Source organism: Salinivibrio sp. ML198, assembly GCF_001996015.1.
GTDB lineage: Bacteria > Pseudomonadota > Gammaproteobacteria > Enterobacterales > Vibrionaceae > Salinivibrio > Salinivibrio siamensis.
In genome coordinates this window covers 254,194-272,990 of sequence record NZ_MUEZ01000001.1, presented here as the reverse complement: position 1 = coordinate 272,990, position 18,797 = coordinate 254,194, and the positions used below count along the sequence as shown (strand labels likewise).

Below are 18,797 nucleotides of genomic sequence, written 5' to 3'. Positions count from 1 at the left end.
ACATGTACTAAGGTGAGGGTATGCATTCGAGTCTAACCAAAGCAGATAGTGCGATTATTAGTGGTAACCTGGATGTGGCTTATCAGGCACAGCAGCTACTGACGAGTGTTACGAGCGCGGCTTATGGTCGTATGCGGGCCGATGGATTTACCAGCACCATTGGCCAACATATGCGTCATGCGCTTGATATGTATTGGGCCTTACACCAAGGAGAGGGTAGTGGCGTGATGAATGCAGATGGACGCCGGCGAGGCCATCGCGTAGAAACCGATAAATCTCTTGCCCAAGCTGAGTGGCAGGCCATAACCAGCTGGTTACATACGCTGTCTAGTCAACAACTCGAGCAGTCGATACAAGTGTCGACACAGGTCACCTTGTATGCCTCCAATACAGTGACTACCCCCTCAACCATAATGCGTGAATTGATTGCCGTGGCCAGTCACGCCACTCACCACTTTGCTATGATGCGCACAGCCGCATACGATCTGGGGGAAGTGTTGGATAAAGAGATCGGCATCGCTGCAGCGACGGCAAGTTATCAGCGAGAGCAGCACCCATGTGCACGCTGACATGGTTGACCTCAGAGCAAGGGTTTGAACTGTGTTTTAACCGTGATGAGGCACGAGGTAGAAGCCGTGCAATACCGCCGAAAGTCTATCAAATAGCGGGAACACGCGTACTTATGCCGATTGATCCTGATGGGATGGGCACCTGGATAGCGGCGAATGAACATGGGTTATTGGTCTGTTTGTTAAATGATTATCAAGGTCAACCGTCTGTTGTGCCCAAGCGCAGTCGGGGTCAGCTGGTGAAATCCGTGGCGAGGGCAAGCGATCTGTCTCAGGTGGCGGCCATGGTGACAGAGCATGAAATGACGGATTTTGCGCCTTTTACCTTGTTGGTCTTTAGCCCGATGAATACCGATAAGACCCAACACGCGGCGTGTTCACCGGTGGCTTGGCAGTGGAATGGACGCACGTTGCAAGGTATCGACTGTGTGCCACCTGTTGTCTCCTCTGCGGTGGTAGCAGATGACGTACGTCGCACGCGCTCAGCGCTCCTCGCCGCAAAATTGCGTGATTCATCTTCTTCCGCCCATGCGCTACTCGATTATCATCGAAGCCACGAGCCAGTATTGGGGAGTTTATCTGTGTGTATGCACCGAGAAGACGCCAGTACAGTGAGTTTGACACATATCTGCGTGAACGCGGATACCGCAAGTATGTATTACTACGATGGTGCCCCGTGTCGGGTCAGCAGGCCATTAGTGGCCCACTTACCCCTCGAGGTTGATCCTACTATGCCACTAAAAGCCAATACTGGTTCCGACGTTTACTGAGCTGGTTTCCGCGGTGCCTCTATCGGCATAAGTGAACTCAAACGCCATTTTGGGGCCGACGGTAGGCTGTAGTTCAAAGCCCACCGTGCCTGTTGCGCCCCAGCCAATATCTTTATCTGAACCGAACTTTGTTTGATAATAATTACCACCACCGCGCAAATAAACATTGCCCATGCTCATGGGGACATTGATCTGCACTCCCACCGGAATATAGCTTGAGGTTAGTGTTGTTTCTGTACCGTTACTATTGTCGAAATCGGCACTGGTTTGGCCGTAGCCGCTGTAAAGGCTTGTGTAATCGGTGACACGTAAGGTGCCGTTAATTTCCCAAGTGTGGCCTGTTTCTGTTTGTGTGCCGTACCTGACATCTGTGATACCGGCACTTGCGCCAATACTGAGTGGGGAGGTTTGCGCTTGTGCGGTTGTGGCCAGCAACATACCAGCACACAGTGTGGCGAGCGATAAACGTTTGGTCATAGTAACTATCCTTTTGGCCGAGCGTGCAAATGACGTCATAGATTCAGTATAAGGCGTTAGCGGCGGGCGTACACCAAGCTTGAGTGATATTTGTGCTTTAACGCTGTCTGGCGACAAAGAATCATCATGATCGATTTTAAGTCTGAGTGAGCAGTGCTATTGTAATGCCCCTTGTATGTCAGCATGAACGCATGCGTGTTTGTTTCTCAAAGGGCCCTACAAATGAAATTTGCTGTTCTCGATCAAGCGATCTACGACCACCTTTACCGTGATATTGAAGCCTTCCGCACCACCTTTGATTTGCCCTGCAATGATCCTGACTCTCTCGATGACAAAGCCGATGATCTGCACACGGCGTTGGCGGTCGAGGAAATGACAGAGCTTGCGGAAGCCGACTCGCTGGTTGAGCAAGTGGACGCTATTGTTGATAGTGTTTATGTGCTGATGGGACGTGCTGTTCAAATGGGCGCGCGTGGGTATCGAGAACAACTCGAAGTGAGCTACATGGTTGATATCTTGCTTCAAATCGCCTCGCGCCTAGGTGTTGATTTTGTGACCTGTTGGGATGAGGTGCATAGCAGCAATATGAGTAAAGTCTGTCGCAATCAACAAGAGTTTGCCGACACCCAAGCGTTTTACGCGCAAAAAGGCATTGATGTTGTCGCCAGTCCCAAAGAAGATGGCATCATCGCCAAATGTGCCGCCGATGTCAGTGTCGACGGCAAGCTTATCCGTGAAGGCAAGGTGATGAAATCGGTTTACTACCGCCCCGCTGACCTTGCCAAGTGTGTGATGGCCGAGTTGGCGTAGTCCCACGCTTCTCGCCTGCCCAAAACGCCACCGTGATTAGCGGTGGCGTTTTTGGTTCGTGAGAAGGAATACCGGTTAGAGTGAAAGCTCTCATCGCGGTGGCCCGAGGCGAGGTTGTCATCAAAAATTGTCACAATTGTCTTTTTATCTAGCACGTCACTCGGCCTTTTTTCTTCTATACTTTTGCACTTAACGCTGATTTAAGTCTACGTTAAGGGTTTGCGGTTGCCCTAAAGTGGATGATGTCTTTTTTAGTGTAATCACTCAGCCCTCTGAGCGATTAACACTTTCGCTATCCAATTTAAGGGAGAGTATTGTGGAACATCCTTTTTCACTTGCAGGTAAAGTCGGTATTGTCGCCGGACTGGCCAATGAAAACAGCATTGCGTTTGGGTGTGCTCAAGCGCTAAGCCAAGCGGGTGCCGATGTGCTGGTCACCTATGGCACACCTAAGGCAGAGCGGTTTGTGACCCCGCTCAAAGCGTCCATGGGCGATCCAGAACTCATGCTGTGTGATGTACAGGACGATCAACAACTCGACGCACTATTCGCTCGCGCCAAGGAGAAATGGGGACGGGTCGATTTTGTTGTGCATTCCATTGCCTTCGCGCCTTTGGAAGATTTACACGGTCGCGTGGTCGATTGCTCACGAGAGGGGTTCTCGCTGGCGATGGATATCTCTTGTCACTCGTTTATCCGTATGGCGAAACGTGCAGAGCCACTGATGTCTGAGGGCGGCACGCTGTTTAACATGTCCTACTATGGGGCGGAGAAAGCCGTCGATAATTATAATTTAATGGGGCCTGTTAAAGCGGCGCTTGAGTCGACCACCCGTTACTTGGCAGCAGAATTAGGACCAAAAGGGATCCGGGTGCATGCTATTTCCCCCGGCCCGATCAGAACGCGTGCTGCGTCGGGGTTAAAAGAATTTGAAGCCTTGGCCGTGGATGGAGAAACGCGCTCGCCCCTTCGACGTTTGGCAACAGTGCAAGATGTTGGTCATGCCGTGGTTTACCTTAGCGCCGATGCTGGGCAAGTGTTGACGGGACTCACCCACTACGTTGATGCCGGTCATCACCTTAGGTTTTAAGCGCAACGAGGCTAACACATACTTTTTTGACTTGATCGATTATTGAGGAGCCCACCATGTCAGGGACGAATAACGAGGAAGTCATCGAGAATAAGACGTACGATGAGATTTCATTAGGCGATGAAGCGTTTTTAGAAAAGCGCCTCACCATGGAGGACATTAAGCTTTTTGCGATTATGTCGGGGGATGTCAATCCTGCCCATGTGGATGATGACTTTGCCAAAAGCAGTCGCTTTCAGGAAGTGATTGCGCACGGTATGTGGGGCGGAGCATTGATTTCTACCGTATTGGGGACAAAGCTACCCGGTCCTGGCACTGTCTACCTCGGACAAACACTCGCGTTCAAAGCCCCCGTCATGCTAGGCGATGTGCTGCGCGTCGCTGTTCGTGTCGATAAAATGGACGAAAAGCGTCACCACATTGTGTTTGCTTGCCGGTGTGAAAACCAACGCGGTGATACTGTGATTGAAGGGGAAGCACGCGTACTGGCGCCCACTAAAAAAGTTCGACGTCAACGCACGGTATTACCAGAAGTGCGCTTATCTGAGCGCGGGCAGTTGCATGCGATTTTAACCGCGGCCGATCACCCTGAGCCCATGCATACCGCGGTGGTGCACCCCGTTGACGATAGCTCGATCCGCGGCGCGGTGGAGTCGGCGAAGCAACAGCTCATTATTCCTACCCTCGTCGGGCCTCGTGACAAAATAATGGCGGCGGCGGATAAAGCTGAACTGGATATCCGCGACTTTGACATTGTTGATGTCCCCCATAGTCACGCGGCGGCGGAAAAAGCGGTGGCTATGGCACGTGCGGGGGAGATAGAGGCGCTGATGAAAGGCGCACTGCATACCGACGAATTGCTACATGAAGTGGTTAAACGGGAAGGAGGGTTGAGAACTGAGCGTTGCCTCAGTCATGTGATGGCCTTTGATGTGCCGACCTATCCGCGCCCGCTATTTATTACTGATGCCGCCATTAATATCTATCCAGGGTTGGCTCAAAAGCGCGATATTATTCAAAATGCCATCGAACTGGCTCATGCGATTGGCAACAGTCATCCACGGGTGGCGATTTTGTCGGCCGTGGAAACCATTAACCCTAAATTGAATGCGACGCTTGATGCCGCGGCACTGTGTAAAATGGCGGAGCGTGGTCAAATAACGGGCGGTATCTTAGATGGACCACTGGCGTTTGACAGTGCCGTCTCCGAAGACTCTCGCGTGACCAAAGGGATTAACTCCCCGGTTGCAGGGTGTGCGGATATCCTGGTGGCCCCTGATCTTGAGGCTGCCAATATGCTGATGAAACAGCTGAGCTACCTCGCAGATGCCACCGGCGCGGGTGTGGTGGTGGGGGCGCGTGTGCCCATTATGCTGACCAGCCGTGCCGATGATGCATTGACCCGCATTGCATCGAGTGCGCTGGCGTTGTTGCTTGCGGAGCATCAACGTAAAGCACTGGATAAGTATAAGTAGGCGACAATGGCGAACATACTGGTCATTAACAGCGGCTCGTCGAGTCTGAAATTCGCGCTGTTTGACGTCAATACGGATCCGGTTGAGGAGACGCGTTGGCAGGGTGTTAATCGGTTAATGGGTGGACAATTTTCCGGTTTGGGGACCCAAGGTTACGCGGTGTCCGTTGATAGCGGCGCGGATGGGCTTTCTATCCCGCCCGCCAACGCAGCGGATCACCATGCCGCGATTGTTTCGCTATTGGCGTGGCTCGAACCGCGAGGCTTTCTTGATAATCTGATTGCTGTCGGTCACCGCGTGGTTCATGGTGGTACGTACTTTCAGCAAGCAACGCCTCTTGATGCGCGCAGCGTCAAGCTGTTGGAGGCATTAACCTCGCTGGCGCCGCTTCATCAGCCTTATAGCCTTGCCCCGATTAAAGCACTTCAGACCCGATTACCCAACATGCGCCAAATTGCCTGTTTTGATACCGCCTTTCATGCCCAGCAGCCCAAGGAGGCGCGCCAGTTTGCGCTTCCTTACGCAATGTATGACAGGGGCTTTCAACGTTATGGTTTTCATGGCTTGTCTTACGACTTTATCTCGCGTTGCTTACCCGAGGTGATCCCGGATTTTGATTGCGACGCCAAAGTGATTGTTGCGCATCTTGGTAATGGCGCGAGTTTGTGTGCTATCCAATCACGACAAAGTGTGGCTTCCACCATGGGCTTTACCGCGCTTGAGGGGTTACCCATGGGAACGCGAAGTGGCGCCATTGATGCGGGATTAGTGCTGCATCTGATCACCGAAGAAGGCATGACTGCAGACGACGTCAGCACGCTCTTATATAAAGAGTCTGGGCTGTTAGGTTTATCGGGTATCAGCAGTGATATGCGCACCTTATTACGCAGCGATAAACCAAGAGCTAAGCAGGCGATAGCGCACTATTGTTATCGGATTGCGCGAGAAATCGGCAGCCTCTGTGCGGCAATGGGCGGTGTCGAACATCTGGTGTTCACCGCTGGGATTGGCGAGCATGCTGCACCTGTACGCGAGCGTGTGGTGGCACAGTGTGATTGGCTAGGTATGCGCTTGGACGCCGCGGCCAATCAAGCCAATCAAACGTGTATATCTGCACCGGACAGTAAGATTGGCGTGTGGGTTATCCCCACTGATGAAGAGCGTGTTATTGCCGCTGATTGTGTCGCGATGCTGTGATGACGATCGTTTCTTGGCGTTGCCTGCCGCCAATGGGGGACATATTGGCTCAAAAAGGTTCAAGGTGGATTGATGATTGCAGCGCCAGTTATACGCTAAAAGTGTGATATTCCATACAAGATTTTTTCTAAGAGTGCACCGAGCGGGCGTAAATCGTTATGCTAGCGCCGAGTTAGAGGATGCAAGGATGTTGTTATGATGCGCTGGGTATGGGTGAGCGTATTATTGCTTAGCCTCACAGGGTGTGCGCAGAAGCTTGGTCGGCCATTTGATATTAAAAATCTCGCCAAGTCAGACATGGATTTAATTACCGATATTCACATCGCTGAGATTCGTGATCTTAGCGAAGCCCTCATCGTGAAACTGTACAAGCGTAACCCGCGCGAGCTCAAAAAAGTGCCCGGCATGACGATTGAAAAACGCGTGGCGCAGTTGATGACGGCAGAACGCCCCGACAATGGCTTTCGAGAGCTGGGAGGAATGGATGGCATCGCGCTGCTGCCTTTAGCCTTTTCAAGTGAATTTGAGGGCGACCGCGTGTTTGCGCTCATGGCGGGTGTTACCGGCATGATCAGTGCGAGCTATAATCATCAACTTGAGTTTTTTTTGCTCGATGATATTGACCAACAAAAACTCTATAACAGTGCTCGAAACCTAGAAAAAATTGCCTGGCTTTTAAACAATCAAAAGGACGAACACGGTCAACTGCTGTTGCTGAGTAATGGAATGGGCAAAAATGGTGTGCCCAATTATAGTTACGAGCGTTTGTTGGGCCAGATGATTATTATTCAAGACATGATGGCCATTATGGTGGCGGACAGTACTAACCGTAATATTAATCAGGTGGTACACAGCATGGCGTCGATGACATTCTTCCCTATCTAATTAACGAGGCGGCGCAATCACCGCCTCGCTCCTTACCAACCAATTTCTTGGCCTTGATAATCAATAAAGTTGCCGTTTTGACTGTCCGTTAGGGTATCGAGCACATGCTTCAACCCTTGGGCCGATGTGGCAGTATTGATAAGGGCATTGGGTCCACCCATTTGCGTTTGTACCCAACCGGGGTGGAGAGCAATCGAACGAATGCCTTTACTTCGCAGGTCAATAGATAGACTTTTGATCACCGCGTTGAGCGCGGCTTTTGAACTTCGATAAATATACCCACCGCCTGATTGGTTATCACTCATGCTCCCGACTTTTGAGGATAGGAAAGCGAAAATGGGTGTATGGCCACTTTGGCTTGCCTTTTCAAGATGCGGGGTGAAATGTTCAGCGATAACCAGGGGAGCGATGGTATTGACTTCCAGCACCTCGCGCCAGGCCGCTGTATCCACGTCACCGAATTGATACCCTTTGGGGCCATATAGACCTGCATTGTTGATCAGTAAATGGATAGGCGTGTCGATAAGCTGTAATGCAAGTTGCTGTATTACCGTATGATCCGTGACATCTAATCCGTAGGTGGTGAGCGTTGAGTAACGGTTTTTTAGTGTCATCAAGTGAGGCGCAGAGCCGGGGAAGCGGCAGCAGGCAATCACCTGCCAACCGTGCTCGAGATACAGCTCAGTGAGCGCCAGGCCAATCCCACGGTTCGCGCCTGTGATAAGAAGTGTTGGAGTCATTGTTGCCTCATAATGGCCGGAAGTGTCCTTCCATTATATGACTAACCCTCCATCGACTTTAAGCGTTTGACCTGTGATAAAGCTCGCGTTATCGCTGGCAAGAAAACTAATCGCGTTGGCGATATCCTGCGCGGTACCCATGCGGCCCAAGGGTGTTTTCCCTTTCATCATCTCAATGACTTTATCGGGTAAATTTTCCGTCATGGGCGTTTCAATAAAACCGGGAGCGACACAATTGGCGCGTATTTGCGCACCGTGACGAGCGAGTTCTTTTGACCAAGTCTTTGTCATTGCAATCACGCCACCTTTTGAGGCGGCATAGTTGGTTTGACCAATATTGCCGTCGGTGCCGACGACCGAAGACAAGCTCACAATCGCGCCTTTCTCTTGCGCCATCATCAGTGGCGCGATGGCTTGTGTCATGGTAAAAACGCCCTTTAGATTGACGTCAATGACCGCGTCCCAGTCACTTTCGCTCATTTTGGTCAGCAGGTTGTCACGAGTGATGCCAGCATTGTTCACCAGCACATCGATAACTGCGTGTTGTTGGTGCAAGCTCTGCACCCAATTCGCGACAGCCTCTTGATCGCAGACATCCAGCGCAACGGGAACGATAACCCGATGTGCTTGCCAGTCTTGCATGTTGTCAATATTCCTATCTAATGCATAAATCTTGGTAGCGCCTTGTTCGACAAAGGTTTCAACGATGGCGCGGCCGATCCCTTGTGCGGCACCTGTAATGACACAGTGTTTACCGGTCAGCATGGTGTTTCTCCTCATTATATTCATCGTGCTTTTCTTGGGCGTTGGGTCACCTAAGCCCCTGCTTCTACGTTGGTATCTCGCGGCCAACGTCAGATAACGTGCAACAACTAGGCCAGTGGTGACATCCTCTATAGTAAATTGAGATATCAATTTGTGGGCGTATGGGCTAAAATTTAATCAAGTTGTCACCTTGTTCGAGAGAGGACCTATGCCGACGTCAATCAATTCGCAACCTTTAGCGCAGCAATACATGCAGCGTCAGCGCGATCGTCAAGATGATCAGGTCAATGGCGGTCTCAATAACTCGATGAGCGTGCAAGAGCGTGCCGAGCTGATCCGTAAAGAGCGAGAAGAGCAAAAAGAAGCCGCAGCATCGGGCGAGCAGCGTGAGGATAAGCGTGATTATCAAGCCCTCATTGATCGTGTGGCGGAACAAGAAGCGCAGAAAACGCGAGCGGATGCCTACAACCAACAGCAACAAGCGCTGATGGATCAGGTGCAAAAAACCATCACACCCAACGGCCAGCAAAACAGTTACAGCCTCAAGGTTTAATACGCCCACCCGCCTGCTTTTTGGTCGCCGCCTTTGGGCGGCGTTTGTGTTTTCGCTGTATGGTTTTCATCTCGCGTTGCAAAAATGTAAAATGTAATGGCGTTTTGGTTGCTATTCTTTACACTTGTTATTGGCTTAAACCCTTAAAAAAACGCGGTTAGCGACGCTTTCCTCTCACTGTTCAGCATAAGTGACACTATTGGTTAACATTTGATTAACCAGCTGTCCGCTTGTCTTCTCTAGTCCCAGTCACCGTCTAATGCTATCTCTAATGTTACACACAAGGAGGAAGCGATTATGACGTCAACCATGCAAGCACCTGTCAAAACGATTAATCCATTGGGCACAGATGGGTTTGAGTTCGTTGAATACACAGCGCCCGATCAAGCGGGTATCGATGCACTTAAGAATTTGTTCTCGTTGATGGGTTTTGCGGAAATTGCCAAACACAAGCACAAAGACGTTTGGCTGTATCGTCAGGGAGACACCAACTTTATCGTAAACGGTGAGCCCGAATCACAAGCGCAAGGCTTTGCTAAGCAGCACGGTGCGAGTGTCAACGCCATGGCGTTTCGAGTGAAAGATGCGGTACACGCGATTGCGTATGCGGCCAAACAAGGCGCCAAAGTGGTTGAGCCAAACATTGGTCCAATGGAGCTCAGCATTCCTGCGGTATACGGCATTGGTGATTCATTGCTTTACTTTGTCGACCGCTATGGTGACCAAAGTATTTATGAAGTCGATTTTGACTTTTATCCAGACTGGCAATCGCGCCTGAAAGAAGCGGATGCAGGATTGAAAGTTATCGATCACCTGACCCACAACGTCGATATTGGCAACATGGATGTATGGGCTGACTTTTACGAGCGTATTGCCAACTTCAAAGAGATCCGATTTTTTGACATTGAAGGCAAAAAGACCGGGCTGAAGTCGCGAGCGCTGACCGCACCTTGCGGAAAAATCCGTATTCCTATCAATGAGTCAAGTGATGACAAGTCACAGATTGCAGAATATTTGAAAGAGTATAACGGTGAGGGGATCCAGCATATCGCCATGACCACCGACAACATCTACCAAACGGTGCGGACGTTACGCCAACGAGGCATGGCGTTCATGGATACGCCGGACACCTACTATGAGAAAATCAACGAGCGTGTCAATGGCCATGAAGAAAGCATCGATGAGTTGCGTGATACCCGTGTATTGATTGATGGTGACGTCGACAGCGGTATCTTACTGCAAATCTTTACCAATACTGTTATTGGACCGGTTTTCTTCGAAATCATCCAACGTAAGGGTAACCAAGGCTTTGGCGAAGGTAATTTTAAAGCCTTGTTCGAGTCTATCGAGCTGGATCAAATGCGTCGTGGTGTATTGGACTAACCGAAACGGTACATAACAAACTCGCTTGAGGCTGCGATACGGGTTATCCGGATAAACTGACTCAAGTCGATAGGCTGTCGTTATTTGTAGACACCCTATGTTATTGGCGCTCCTTTGTGAGCGCCTTTTTTGTTCTTTTTCGCCCACTAACTAGGACATTTCTCGCCCAAAATAAGATTAGACTCTATGATTAGCAGAGAAGCTTTTTCGATAAAAGGTGATTATGAAGGTAGGCAGCCCCCTGACTCGCCCCTCTCTTTCTGCGGGAATCATTACCAAGCTAGCCTTAAGCTGGACCGTACTGACAGCGTTATTTGCGGCGCTTCTCCTGCTGGGCGATTACCAAACGCATAAAGCAGATGTCGATCGCGCCTTGCAAGAGGTGGGCAACAGAGATCTCAGTGCAATGACTGGACATCTATGGCGTGTGGAAACGCAAGCGTTTGAGCAACGGATAGAGCAGCTCATCGCCCAACCTGAGATTGATTATATCCATGTATATGATGCCGATGGCTCGTTAATTGAGCGTGGCGTGGAGCCTGCTGCACAATCGTTGCAAAAGCGTTGGTCGTTAATTGCAAGAGACGAGGGAAACGAGTATACCCTTGGGCAACTTGAGGTGGCGTCAAATTATACGGCGTTAAATGCCTACTTTGGCGATAGTGCTCAGTGGGTTTTTCTTGGATGGTTGGCTGTTTCAGGATTGGGGATCTTAAGCTCGATATGGATTGTGCGTCGCCACTTAGAAAGGCCGTTAGTGGCGCTACACCAGCAGGTCAACCAGTGGGATAATGGCGTACCCACGCCGATTCAGGTCCCCCCCCAATTCCATCATTGGCGAGGTTTTGAAACGCGTTATAACGCTATGATCACGGCGCTAGGGCAACAACTGGCTCAGTTGGAGGACGCGAAGCACGACGCTGAAAAGGCTAGCCAAAAGAAAAGTGAGTTTTTGGCCAACATGAGCCATGAAATCCGTACTCCAATGAACGGCATTATTGGGATGGCCTCGCTGTTAAAAAGCACTCGCTTAAACAACGAGCAACAAGAGTTTGTCGAGATGTTGGAAACATCGTCGATGTCGTTATTAGATATCATTAACGACATCCTCGACTTCTCTAAAATTGAAGCAGGTAAGTTAGAACTGGAACCATTAGAGCTCAATATATTTGAGTTGGGGAAAGATCTTGAGAATCTGTTCATTCTCCGAGCGAAGGAAAAGCAGCTCGCTTTTCGCTGCGAAATAGATGCTGATATTTCCCCTTTGTTGATAGGTGATGCACCACGATTACGCCAAGTGATGATTAATTTGGTGGGTAATGCAATCAAGTTTACTGAGCGTGGGGAAGTGGTTGTCTCTATCAAGCAGGTGAGTGACGAGGATACGGCCAGTGTGCTTCGTTTTGAAGTGAGTGATACCGGGCCTGGCATTCCCGTTGAAGAACAAAGCCGTATTTTTGGTAAGTTCGAACAAGGTGACTCCTTAACAGCAACCGCCCGAGGTACCGGGCTTGGGCTCGCCATCTCACAGCAAATTGTCAATTTAATGGGGGGGCGAATTACCCTCAACAGTGAAGTGAATGTGGGCAGTGTGTTTACCTTCACCGCGCGTTTTGATTGTGCGGATATTCCTTTAGCCACACCAGTTGAGGCGTATCTTTTCGCGGGCGCCCCGATGTTATTGGTAGACGATAGTCGTTTAAACATGCGCATCACCACGGCACAATTGAGCAACCTTGGTTGCCAAGTCACATGCTGCATGCATCCGGATGACGTGATTCCTTTAATTCGCGAACGCCTTGATAGCCACTATCCATTTAAAGTGATTTTACTCGATAAAGTGATGCCCAAAATGGACGGTTTTCGCTTGGCTGAACAAATCATTACCACGTTTGGAGATAAAAGCCCTGCGATTATGATGTTAACGGCGGCGCCCGATGCATTGGATAAGTCGCGGATTGAACGCTCAGGCATAGAGGGTTACTTAGGCCGTCCCTACCAATTTAATGACTTAAAAGCGCATTTGGTGCGCATCTTACAACAGCGCCAACCGACACTGGGGGTCGTACGATCTACCGGAAAAGGCACATCGCTGGCTGGGTTGCATGTCTTGGTCGTGGAAGATTCCAAAGTTAATCAACGAGTGACTGAGGCGATGTTGACCCAGCTAGGGATACATGTTCGCTCGGCTGCCGATGGTGAGCAGGCGCTGGCACTGTGGAAAAGCCAACCTTTTGATGCGATTTTTATGGATTGTCAGATGCCTGTGATGGACGGTTACCAAGCCGCTGAACACATTCGGGCACAAGAATCGCGCTTTAATCGAACCCCCATTATTGCACTGACCGCGAATGCGACAACGGAAGACAAGGAAGCGTGTTTAGCCGCGGGTATGGATGATTATATTGCCAAACCGGTCAGGCAGCATGAGCTCGCGACCATGTTGAGAAAACATACCTTTACCTCGCAAACTTACTTAGTGACGCATTAATGACGTAATACAAGGAACGTGAGCTTAGTTACAAAAATATCAGAAAAAGTAAACAAATCCTGGGGCGGCTCATGCCATTTTCGTTAGGCTTCTAATCTTTTGGTGGGCGAAACACCTAAAACAATTAGAAAGCAAAACGAAAAGAGGAAACATGAAAATCAATAAACTGCTCTCAACGGCAGCTGCGTTGCTGCTTAGTCTCAGTGCGCATGCGGGTCAGCTCAACGTCATGGCGTATAACATTATGCAACTAAGTAACCTACAAGACTGGGATCAAGCTGAGCGTGCCGCCCGTCTGCCGCAAGCGATTGCCGATATGGACACGCAGCCTGATGTGATTTTGATCAGTGAGGCCTTTAACGCGGAAGCCGAGCAAGCGATGAATCAACTGGCGAGCTTATACCCCTATCAAACACCCAATGTCGGACAAGACTGCAGTGGGGAAGGTTGGGATGCGCTGACTGGAGATTGTTCCAATTCTTTATTTGTCGTGCGTGGCGGCGTGACTATCCTTTCTAAATACCCCATTTTGACTCAAAAGGCGCACGTTTATCATCAAAGCTTGAAAGGTAGCTGGGACTATCAAGCCAACAAAGGCTTTGCCTACGTTGAGATCGATAAAGAAGGTGAAGCCTTTCACTTAATTGGCACCCATTTACAGGCAACGCACGATGGCATGTCTGATGAGGAGCACCAAGTGCGCCTTGGTCAGCTTAGCGAAATCAAAGACTTCATCGACAAGGCGGCGATTCCCGCTGAGGAGCCTGTGATTATTGGTGGTGACATGAACGTAGAGTGGAGTCGCCAAGATGAAATCAACGACATGAAAGTAGCATTAAATGGCGCATTGCGGTTCACCGAGCCTGAGGTAACGTCTTTTTCCGCCAAGCATAATTGGTTCACGAAAGCGAACGCGTATCACTTTGAATATGACCTTAACTACAACACGACGCTAGATTATATTTTGTGGAGCCGTGACCATGCACTGCCTGCCAATCAACCTGAGATGAAGGTGGTGCAATTAACCGCCAACGATGACTGGTATTGGGACTACCTTGAAGGCGAGTGGCCGCAAGCGGCTGGACAAACCTATCATGATGGTTACTACCATGAACTCTCTGACCACTATCCGGTCATGGTACAGTTTGAATTTGAGTAATTTCAGCGCTTGATAGAGTGCATTGTTACAGGGCTCAACCATGTTGAGCCCGCTTTCCCTCCCTCCCCCTATTAACGTTATCCAGACACCGCTAATTTCGTCCCGTATGCCAAGACAGTCTGGGATTTTGGACTACGCTTACTGAAAGGATTGCTGGGTATCTCACTTTGGATAAGGTTCCACTGAGATAAGCCGCAGCGTTGATTACTCTCTCACTTACTGCCTAACGATAGCGCTGGGTCGTTTGAGGACAACGATGAGAATACGAGGGAAGCATGAGTAGGCCGCGTTTCCATGTCATCTACGTTGACGATGACGCGCTCACATTAAAGGCGATTGGTCGGGTGATTCGCCGCTTGAAACCGAGTTGGGCTATCAGCTTGATTAAGAATCCTACCCATTGGGAGAAAGGCCTGTTAGATGATCAGTCCCCTTCTCTGGTGATCAGTGATCTACTGATGCCCAAGCTAAAGGGGGATGCGTTATTAGAGCAGGTTCGAGCGCGCTTTCCTGGTACGATACGTGCCCTGATAACAGGGGATACGCGCCAAAAAATTACCGAACTCGCGACGCCTAGTGTGCACTTCGTCCTACCCAAACCCTTCTCTGAAGATGACTTTGATAATGTGCTTAATAGTGTTGAGCGCCTCTATAAGTTGCCGATTGATGCTGAAACGCGTAACCGGTTAGTCGGTATTGAGGATTTTCCCGTCTTGCCTGACTGCGTGCGCCGTTTACGTGCTACGATTAATGATCCCCATTCAGACATGGAACAAATTGCACGAGTGGTCAGCGAAGAGCCTCCCCTAGTTGCCCGACTTTTACAGCTTGCTAATTCTGCTTATTTGGGCTTTCGAAACCGGACTTGGTCAATAGAAACAGCGATTAATCGGCTGGGCATTCAATCGGTCGAGTCAATTGCTGCCACTATGGTGGGACATAATGCCTTTAAGCACTTGTCCACCAAAGAGCACTATGCCGTGGTGGATGAACATATTGAACTGGCTAATGTGAGTAAGTCGCTGGGACTATTCCTTGGGTATGACAAAGCGCATGCAGAGCGTTTGTATCTCGCATCAGTGTTGTCTTCGTTAGGGGAACTGATGGCGCGAGAGCTTGGCTGTCGTGAAAGTAGCAACAATCCCATTTGCGATTTACCTGCCCGTTTTGATACTGCGCTTGTCGTCTCGAGTTATATCATTATTTTGTGGGGCTATGATTTTGAGCTTGCAGAGATTGTGTTGGCAAGCGGCGCCATCCCGTTATCCCCTGAAAGTGAGCGAACCAAGGATGGCGCGCTATTGCATTACTGCCGGCAGTGGATTAATGCAAACGATATTGATAAAGCCAAGCTTTTACAGTCTTGGTCGGCCAATATCGGCGCTTTTTTTACTCAGTCGTATAAGGAGACGATTTGAATGTGCCGGATAACAATCTATGACGCTGTGGTTTGCTGTGCATGTGACATAAACATGGAAGGGGAACGTGGAGGATAACAAGATGTCACCCGCGATTTTAAATGGGCTCTCTATCGCGGTATGTCTTATCGATCGTGACTATCGTATCGTTGACGCCAATACCTGCTTTCTTCGCAGCCTCAACGCAGCAAACGACGCCCTCGTTGGAGACGCGCTGTTAGTGCGTCTTCCTGCTCATCATCAATTTTTACAACAAAACATCGACACGGTTTTCTCGACGCAAGCGCCATTGCAGTCATCCGGCGCTGTCATTGTAGATATATGCGGGGATGTTGATGCGGCATACATATGGCAAGACGTCGAGTTTCTTCCCATTCTGTCAGTGCATGGCGAGGTCACACAGGTCGCCATTTGTTTTTATCGCCCGACAGCGTTGGCGGCCCCTACGCGAGAGGCTCTTCCCTCTATCCCAGATACTGAGCGACTCAAACGAAGCACTGAGGCATATCAAGAGGTCGTTTCAGAACTCAAGCAGTTACAGAGTCAACTGCTTCAGTCAGAGAAAATGGCGTCGATTGGGCAAATATCGGCGGGAATTGCCCATGAAATTAATAACCCTATCGCTTTTATCTCCTCCAACATTCGCACGCTATACGACTATCTAGATAAATTTACCGCCTATGTCCGTTGTTTGGACGAAAAGATAGAGAGCACCGACAATAGGGCCTTACTGGCAGACCGACAGGTGCTAAAAGACGATATTCAATTGAGTTATTTACTCGAAGATGCCAGCGATCTGATTGAAGAGTCGTTAGAAGGGATCACGCGAGTGATGACGATTGTCAAAGATCTCAAAGAATTTTCACACGTTGACAATGGTGAATGGGCGACCACCGATATTCGCCGCGGTATCGACTCGACACTGAAAATCATCCATAACGAGATTAAGTATGCGATTGAAATAGAGAGAAACTACGCGCCTCAGACACCTGATATCCTTTGTCAGCCCATGCAGTTGAATCAAGTTTTTCTCAATCTACTCATTAATGCCGCACACGCGATTGAGGGCGAGGGAAACATAAAGATTTCTGTCGCCCCCCTCGATGAAGAGCATCTGATTATTGAAATCAAAGATAACGGCCAAGGGATCCCAGAAGAGGCGCTGGCGACGATTTTCGAGCCATTTTATACCACCAAACCGGTCGGGCAGGGGACGGGGCTTGGCTTGTCCGTCTCGCGCGATATTATTGTCGCTCACGGTGGCCAAATCACAGTAACCAGTGAGCAAGGAAAAGGGACGACGTTTACGATTGTGTTGCCCTGCTCGGGAAATCAGGCTGAGGGTATTTCTTCGCCAGTCCATGAGGTGATGAAAGGAGGGCGCAGCCCATGATGGCGTACACGGAAATTCTATTGGTTGATGATGAGCCGCATATCCTACGTGCGCTAAAGCGAGAACTGCGTCGTTTTGTGGCGCATATTCATACCGCAGAGTCGGGGCAGCAGGCGCTTGCTATTTTATCTGAACATCACATTGGCCTCGTGATTTCCGATTACCGGATGCCGCACATGGACGGTGCGGAATTACTGATTAACATTCATCAACGTTATCCTGATATTGCCACCATCATGTTATCCGGACAAGCCGATTTGCCGGGTGTTTCCCGGGCCATCAATGCCGGCGCATTGAGCCAATACGTTAGCAAACCTTGGGATCGCGAGGTGCTGTGCGATACGGTTAAAACGATCTTGAGCAATAAACAAGCGTCTTTGCCGCACGACACGCTGACGAGATGCCTTTCGCAAGACGCCCTTAATCAGCGCATTCAAGCTATGGCGGTGGATGTTAAAACGCCGTGGTTGGTGGTGATTATTGATAGTCAAGGAACCAGCAAGATTAATGAAACCCAGTCGGTGATGGCGGGGAATCATCAGTTACAGCGTGTCAGTGAACATCTTCATCAAATAACGGAATTTCACTGGTACCGCATCGCAGATAAGTTTGTGGGATTGTTGGCGTACTCCTCGACAGGTCATTGTTTGTTAAATGCGTTGATTGAGAGCTTGAACCGTGCCAGTGAGGAGGAAGCACTGCCTACACAATTGATGGTCAGCGCGCTTCGCTCTTGGCAGGAGATATCCTTCGAGACGATTCAGGCGCGTAAAGCGAAAAAAATACCGCTTTATGATGCGCACTATTGGCTTCCTTGTCCTGATGGGCATCAAGACGACGCAACGTTGCGTACTTTAATTCGCGATATTGAAGCCAAACACTTCGAGGCATTTTTTCAACCACAATTGAATATTGTGACTGACGAAATTGATGGCTTTGAAGCACTGATGAGACGTCGACTCGAATCGGGTGGTTATCAAAGTCCTGCGGCGTTTTTGCTTTTGCTAAGTCAATACCAGCTCGAAGACGTGTTAACCACCGCGATGTTTGAACAAGCGCTGGAAGCGATTCGTTTATTACGCCAGGCAGACATTCTCAAGACAATCAGTGTCAATGTGACCGCTCGGCAGTTGGAGACGGGATTTGTGGTAGGCGTGATTCAGCGCCTTTTGCCTGACTATCCAGATGATGTCCCGCAACTGGAGGTTGAACTGGTCGAAACCGACAGGATCCATAACTTTACGCATGCCCACCAACAAATGGATTGTTTGAAATCACTCGGTATCTCCTGTGCGTTAGATGATTTTGGTACCGGCTTTGCTGGCTTTGAATCCATGTGTGAATTACCTTTTGACGTGATAAAAATTGATGGTCGCTTTGTTCGTAATATCGGCCAGAGTGAAATGGACGAAGTGATCTTGTCATCGATTAGCCAGAGTGCGGCGTTAATGAATGTAGAGGTGGTCGCTGAGTGGGTCGAAAATCAAAACCAAATTGACTTTTTGAGAGAAAAAGGATGCACGCGTGTACAGGGCTATGGCATTGGTGCGCCGCTTAGCCGTGATCATCTCCTGGAGTTTTTAGCGACTTTTAAACACAACAACATACCCTCTCAAGCATAG

The 18,797-nt window shown here is 49.6% G+C and carries 17 protein-coding genes; 14 read left to right on the top strand and 3 right to left on the bottom strand.

Translation table 11 applies throughout. The annotated features are described in order from the left end of the window. Nucleotides 1-20: 20 nt before the first annotated feature. Both BZG25_RS01155 and BZG25_RS01150 read left to right on the top strand, forming a co-directional pair. Complete coding sequence (locus BZG25_RS01155) at nt 21-569, top strand: hypothetical protein (protein WP_077638388.1); 549 nt, start codon at nt 21-23, stop codon at nt 567-569. Then, nucleotides 557-1,339: an NRDE family protein gene (locus tag BZG25_RS01150; RefSeq protein WP_046075635.1), complete on the top strand. Its 783-nt coding sequence runs from the start codon at nt 557-559 to the stop codon at nt 1,337-1,339. Before BZG25_RS01155 ends, BZG25_RS01150 begins: the two co-directional genes overlap by 13 nt. Here the strand turns inward: BZG25_RS01150 and BZG25_RS01145 are convergent. Further along, on the bottom strand, nt 1,307-1,816 hold the full coding sequence (locus tag BZG25_RS01145; RefSeq protein WP_046075636.1) for an outer membrane beta-barrel protein: 510 nt from the start codon (nt 1,814-1,816) through the stop codon (nt 1,307-1,309). The two genes, BZG25_RS01150 and BZG25_RS01145, sit on opposite strands and share 33 nt — an antisense overlap. A gap of 222 nt (nt 1,817-2,038) precedes the next feature. On the opposite strand from BZG25_RS01145, the gene BZG25_RS01140 reads away from it, so the two are divergent. The 5 genes from BZG25_RS01140 (at nt 2,039) to BZG25_RS01120 (ending at nt 7,273) form a co-directional block, all read left to right on the top strand. Beyond that, a complete protein-coding gene (locus tag BZG25_RS01140; RefSeq protein WP_046075637.1) occupies nt 2,039-2,626 on the top strand; it encodes a nucleoside triphosphate pyrophosphohydrolase family protein in 588 nt (195 codons plus the stop codon). 316 nt (nt 2,627-2,942) lie between these two features. Next, nucleotides 2,943-3,716: an enoyl-ACP reductase FabI gene (gene fabI / locus BZG25_RS01135; protein WP_077638387.1), complete on the top strand. Its 774-nt coding sequence runs from the start codon at nt 2,943-2,945 to the stop codon at nt 3,714-3,716. A gap of 56 nt (nt 3,717-3,772) precedes the next feature. Further along, nucleotides 3,773-5,191, top strand: coding sequence for a bifunctional enoyl-CoA hydratase/phosphate acetyltransferase (locus tag BZG25_RS01130; RefSeq protein ID WP_077606698.1), 1,419 nt, complete (start codon nt 3,773-3,775; stop codon nt 5,189-5,191). A gap of 6 nt (nt 5,192-5,197) precedes the next feature. Then, nucleotides 5,198-6,388 (top strand): acetate/propionate family kinase, encoded by a 1,191-nt coding sequence (locus BZG25_RS01125; protein WP_077638386.1) that lies wholly within the window; start codon nt 5,198-5,200, stop codon nt 6,386-6,388. Between the two features lie 195 nt (nt 6,389-6,583). Beyond that, nucleotides 6,584-7,273, top strand: a complete 690-nt coding sequence (locus BZG25_RS01120) for a hypothetical protein (RefSeq protein WP_046075641.1) — start codon at nt 6,584-6,586, stop codon at nt 7,271-7,273. Between the two features lie 32 nt (nt 7,274-7,305). On the opposite strand, the gene BZG25_RS01115 is transcribed toward BZG25_RS01120, so the two are convergent. Both BZG25_RS01115 and fabG read right to left on the bottom strand, forming a co-directional pair. Further along, nucleotides 7,306-8,013, bottom strand: coding sequence for an SDR family oxidoreductase (locus BZG25_RS01115; RefSeq protein ID WP_077578486.1), 708 nt, complete (start codon nt 8,011-8,013; stop codon nt 7,306-7,308). 33 nt (nt 8,014-8,046) lie between these two features. Next, on the bottom strand, nt 8,047-8,778 hold the full coding sequence (fabG, locus tag BZG25_RS01110; RefSeq protein ID WP_077578485.1) for a 3-oxoacyl-ACP reductase FabG: 732 nt from the start codon (nt 8,776-8,778) through the stop codon (nt 8,047-8,049). Nucleotides 8,779-8,986: 208 nt separating this feature from the next. Here fabG and BZG25_RS01105 point away from each other — a divergent pair, with 208 nt between their 5' ends. The 7 genes from BZG25_RS01105 to BZG25_RS01075 all read left to right on the top strand — a co-directional run bounded on the left by BZG25_RS01105 (nt 8,987) and on the right by BZG25_RS01075 (nt 18,797). Beyond that, nucleotides 8,987-9,331 (top strand): hypothetical protein, encoded by a 345-nt coding sequence (locus BZG25_RS01105; protein WP_046075644.1) that lies wholly within the window; start codon nt 8,987-8,989, stop codon nt 9,329-9,331. A 297-nt stretch (nt 9,332-9,628) separates the two neighbouring features. Beyond that, on the top strand, nt 9,629-10,714 hold the full coding sequence (gene hppD, locus BZG25_RS01100; RefSeq protein ID WP_046075645.1) for a 4-hydroxyphenylpyruvate dioxygenase: 1,086 nt from the start codon (nt 9,629-9,631) through the stop codon (nt 10,712-10,714). A gap of 223 nt (nt 10,715-10,937) precedes the next feature. Next, nucleotides 10,938-13,205, top strand: a complete 2,268-nt coding sequence (locus BZG25_RS01095) for a response regulator (RefSeq protein ID WP_077638385.1) — start codon at nt 10,938-10,940, stop codon at nt 13,203-13,205. A 151-nt stretch (nt 13,206-13,356) separates the two neighbouring features. Next, entirely contained in the window at nt 13,357-14,364 is a 1,008-nt protein-coding gene (locus BZG25_RS01090) for a sphingomyelin phosphodiesterase (RefSeq protein WP_077578483.1), read from the top strand. 275 nt (nt 14,365-14,639) lie between these two features. Then, entirely contained in the window at nt 14,640-15,782 is a 1,143-nt protein-coding gene (locus BZG25_RS01085; RefSeq protein ID WP_077578482.1) for an HDOD domain-containing protein, read from the top strand. A gap of 82 nt (nt 15,783-15,864) precedes the next feature. Continuing rightward, complete coding sequence (locus BZG25_RS01080; RefSeq protein WP_077638384.1) at nt 15,865-17,175, top strand: sensor histidine kinase; 1,311 nt, start codon at nt 15,865-15,867, stop codon at nt 17,173-17,175. Continuing rightward, a complete protein-coding gene (locus tag BZG25_RS01075; RefSeq protein ID WP_077638383.1) occupies nt 17,172-18,797 on the top strand; it encodes an EAL domain-containing protein in 1,626 nt (541 codons plus the stop codon). Before BZG25_RS01080 ends, BZG25_RS01075 begins: the two co-directional genes overlap by 4 nt.